Source organism: Oculatella sp. LEGE 06141, assembly GCF_015207605.1.
Lineage (GTDB): Bacteria > Cyanobacteriota > Cyanobacteriia > Elainellales > Elainellaceae > Oculatella.
This window is the reverse complement of sequence record NZ_JADEWO010000133.1, coordinates 1-2,658: the sequence shown is the minus strand read 5'-3', so window position 1 is coordinate 2,658 and position 2,658 is coordinate 1. Positions and strand designations below refer to the sequence as shown.

Here is a 2,658-nt window from a genome sequence, read left to right as displayed (position 1 = left end):
GTGCTGCGACCAGAGCAGACCAAAGGCTTTACGGTTCTCAAGAAAAGATGGGTCGTGGAGATGACCCATCCACACTGCCCTCATAAACCTCAATACTGTCAGGGGAAGACCCTAACGTTTTAGACTGACGCTGTTGTTTCATAAATTGTGATTCTCCAAAGTAGCGTGACTGCTTAGAACGACGATTTTTGAGGCTGTTCAGAAGAATGATCTGGGGCAAGGGGTGATTGTTCTCCTAACCACTGCTGCCGTATCCGGTTGCTCAAGGGGAACTGCCGCCCCTGCTTTAACCGTTCAATCTCAGCTTCATCGGCATAGACAATCCAGCGATAGGGTGGTTTCTCCTGCTTGCGACCCTTAAGCCACCCTTGCCTTAGCCATCCATACAGGGTGGTGTCCGGTATGCCTATTTGACGCGCTAGGTTAGGAATCCACCATTCGCCGTCCGCTAGAGGCTCTTTGTTGTACCCCTTTGGACGACGTTGATGTAACCCCAGTCGTCGCATCAGGTCTAACACTCCATGCCGCGTAAAACCGGCTTGAAGTCGAGGAGGGCAGAAGCCTTCTTGATTTAGCTGCCTCGCAATCGATGTTGCATCAAATTCTTGCTCGACTAGCGATTGAATTCGTTGACATAATTGAGGATAGTAGCTTAACTGCTCAAAGCTGGCAACAGGCCGAACTGCAGAGTGTTCAGTCTGTGTTCCGCCTGTCCACTCAATTAATAATTTTACCTGTTCACTCTGTCCCTGTGCGTGTACAATCACTCGACGAATTAGTTGTCTTAAAAGCTCTTTTCGCTGAATGTTTGTGGTTGTCACGGCATTCCACAAAGCTGGTATATCTTGTGCGAGTTTCTCAATGGCACGGTATTCGTTTTCAGATAAATGAAGCGGTTGCTGGGCACAAAATCGCTGGTAATCTTCCTGTATTTGTTGGTGTGCCGCCAGTTTCTTCTCCCATTCTTTTGCTAACTGTCGAGCCACTAACCGATTTTCGGGTTCAACCAATCGATAGTGCCGACCTGCTCGTTCTGCTTCTGTGGCTGCCCGTTCAAGCTTCTGCTGCCATAGTTTGTTTAATTGAGTTCGCTCCTGTTCTACTTGCCTTGAAGCTTGTACAGATAATTCTAAATTGACAGGTTGCAAGGCTTGTAGAACTTGACATGTCACCGCATTATCCAATGTCATTCCTGGAATGTGCTGGCATCTTTCACCCCCATAGTTACTCAGATGGCGAGTACACAGATATTCGTGCGTTCGGCCTTCGCCGCTGTAATGCACCGTCATCCGACAATTGCAAAAATGACAAACGAGTAATCCAGAGAGTAAAGCGGTCCCATGACGTGCGGCTCCAATCGTTTCTGCACGAGCGCGATTGGCTTGTAGGCGAGCAAGATTCTGTTGATACTGCTCCCAGCTAATATAGGCAGGAAATTGGTTCATTACCAGGGCATGCCAATCTTCGGGTGCACTGACAACACGTCCCGTTGTTGGCCGTCCGGGCTTCTGCTTACGCGGATCTTGTTGCCGACGACCATAGGCATAGGCTCCTGCATAGGCTGGATTTTTCAACAGATTTTGCAGGGTCATCCGGTTCGGCTTTCGCCAGTCTAAATCACCTCGATAAGGGCCTTCTCGGATTCGTACACCAATTTGAATTCCAGCCTGAACCAAATAACGCAAGACACCGTTCAGCGTGCCAATTTCCTCAAACTTACGAAAAATCAAACGAACGGTATCTTGAGCCTGTTCATCTGGGTCAAAAACGACTTCTCCCGAAGGACGACGCAGATACCCAATTGGTGGGTCAAAGGACAACTCCCCACGCCGGGCTTTGTTGAGCTTACCCTCTAGTAGGCGCGTTTTGAGCACATGCAATTCCGCTTCACTCATGGTGCCTTTGAGTCCTAACAGCAGGCGGTCATTGTACTGAGATGGATCATAAATCCCATCCAAGTCACCAATGAGTGTCCGAAACAAGGCGCAAACTTCCAGTAATTGATGCCAGTCCTTGGAACAACGGGCTAAGCGAGACATCTCAAAACCGAGAATCAGCCCAACGTGATTGAGGCTTACCTCTGCCACCAATCGCTGAAATCCTGTTCGTCCAACCGCCGTTGCACCGGATTTACCTAAATCCTCGTCAATGACTAACACCCGTTCTCGTGACCAACCCATTGCTTGGGCGCGATCTACCAGACCGTATTGAAGCCGAGTAGATTCCTGATGCTCCAACATCTGCTGGAGTGTGGATTGTCGCACATAGACAACGGCCAAGCGTTCCAAATGAAGGGCTCCAATTTTTTCGGAGCGCAAGCTAAAGGCTTCAAGTTTAGAATTCATGGCCGCCCCCCTTCTCCAGCGTGGCGATCTGAGCCATCATCATTTGGGTGAGGACTGTCACTAGCTGCTGTTGCTGAATTGGAGGTAATTGACTCCACAGATGCGCTACTAAGGTCTGTTGAGACGGGGGGGAATGGGTTGCTCTGACATGGTGCACCTGCTTGTGTGTTCAAATCCAGAGCTACCCGGTATTGCGTTACCAAAGCAACCAACCGCAGCAACCCTTCAATACTGACAATAGGCGAAGATCCTTGCTTGAAGTGTAGCGCGGTATTGTGATTGGGTGATGGAGCGAACGTTCGGCTGGCTGATG

2 protein-coding genes are annotated in these 2,658 nt (G+C 49.5%); both read right to left on the bottom strand.

The window, feature by feature from the left end; genetic code table 11:
* Positions 1-173: 173 nt before the first annotated feature.
* The gene (locus tag IQ268_RS31880) at positions 174-2,345 is read right to left on the bottom strand and encodes a recombinase family protein (protein WP_193887488.1); all 2,172 of its coding nucleotides are present in this window, start codon (positions 2,343-2,345) and stop codon (positions 174-176) included.
* Complete coding sequence (locus tag IQ268_RS31875) at positions 2,335-2,502, bottom strand: hypothetical protein (RefSeq protein ID WP_193887485.1); 168 nt, start codon at positions 2,500-2,502, stop codon at positions 2,335-2,337. Before IQ268_RS31875 ends, IQ268_RS31880 begins: the two co-directional genes overlap by 11 nt.
* Positions 2,503-2,658 lie beyond the last annotated feature (156 nt).